General features: G+C 62.3%; 2 protein-coding genes. Both read left to right on the plus strand.

What is annotated here, in order from left to right; all coding sequences use genetic code 11:
- A partial coding sequence (locus EN935_RS36460; RefSeq protein WP_127374258.1) for an aminotransferase class I/II-fold pyridoxal phosphate-dependent enzyme occupies positions 1 to 723 on the plus strand: 723 nt, incomplete at its 5' end.
- Positions 724 to 934: 211 nt separating this feature from the next.
- Complete coding sequence (locus EN935_RS36465; protein WP_126069969.1) at positions 935 to 1192, plus strand: hypothetical protein; 258 nt, start codon at positions 935 to 937, stop codon at positions 1190 to 1192.
- Positions 1193 to 1256: the final 64 nt, after the last annotated feature.

Consider the following 1256-nt stretch of genomic DNA (forward strand, 5'->3'; position numbering starts at 1 on the left):
ACGCTGATGGGGGCGACCGTCAAACGCGTTGTCGTCAACGACGATCTCACCATCAATGTCGACGCGCTGGTCGAGGCGGTGCGCGAACGGCCCCGCATGCTGCTGTTCTCGAACCCGATGAACCCGGTCGGCAGCTGGCTCTCCGGCGGCGATCTGTCGAGGGTTCTGGATGCGGTGAGCGACGAGACACTGATCGTCATCGATGAAGCCTATGCGGAATATGCCGAGGGCGACGACTATACGTCGTCCCTGCCTTACCTAAGCCGACGCGACCGGCCCTGGATCGTGCTTCGAACCTTTTCCAAGGCGTTCGGGCTTGCCGGATTGCGGATCGGCTTCGGCATCGTCGGCGACCCGGAGCTGCGCGCGCTGCTCGATCGTGTCCGCACGCCCTTCAATGCCAACGCCATGGCCCAGGCCGCCGCACTGGCGGCGCTCGCCGATGATGAACACCTCGCCAGGGTCGTCGCGCTGGCCATGGCGGAACGAGCACGCGTCGAGACTTTCCTCAAGAGCAAGGGGCTCGGCGTCGCCCCCTCCAGGGGCAATTTCCTGTTCTTCAACTGCCGGCAAGATGCCTCCGTCTTCGTCGAGGGCCTGCTGCGCCAAGGCGTCATCGTCAAACCGTGGAAGCAGCAGGGCTTCGACACCTATGTGCGCGTCAGCATCGGCTCGGCATCGGAGAACGACCACTTCATGGCCGTTCTGTCGGAGCTGTTGTGAATGCAGGTCTGGCGGATCGCTTCGCGCTCGGGGCTCGATCGTTGCCGCCCGATTTTGACAAGGCCTAAGCAAGGCTCGCCGGCCGCCGCGCTGTTCGTCGGTGACGACAGCGTATTTATTTGGCTTCGAGCCTGCCGCAGGCCTTAACTTTCGCGGCGCGGGTTTTTACATTCTAGGGGTCTGCAGATGATCGACGCTTGAGGAGGCTCCCTTGCAGCAACGAGATGACATCGCCGCCCGCCGATTGGGCATTCTCATCGAACAATATGTGGAAGCGCGCAAAAAGCGCTACGACTATGTGTCGACCGAGCAGGCCTATCAGGCCATCCGGCACGTCCTCAAACCCGCCATTCCCGATCGCGAACTCGACGACATGGTCGCCACGCTTGCCGTCAAGAACGGTCTGGCGGTCGTTTTCGACCGCCAGACCAAAGCGTCCGCCGATGATGTTCCGGGAACAAAGCCCTGATCAACACAGGTCTGCCACCGTCGAGCACCACATCGATACGGGGCCAAACGGCCCCGTATCGATG

The sequence above is a fragment of the Mesorhizobium sp. M7D.F.Ca.US.004.03.1.1 genome, from assembly GCF_003998635.1.
GTDB classification, from domain to species: Bacteria; Pseudomonadota; Alphaproteobacteria; order Rhizobiales; family Rhizobiaceae; genus Mesorhizobium; species Mesorhizobium loti.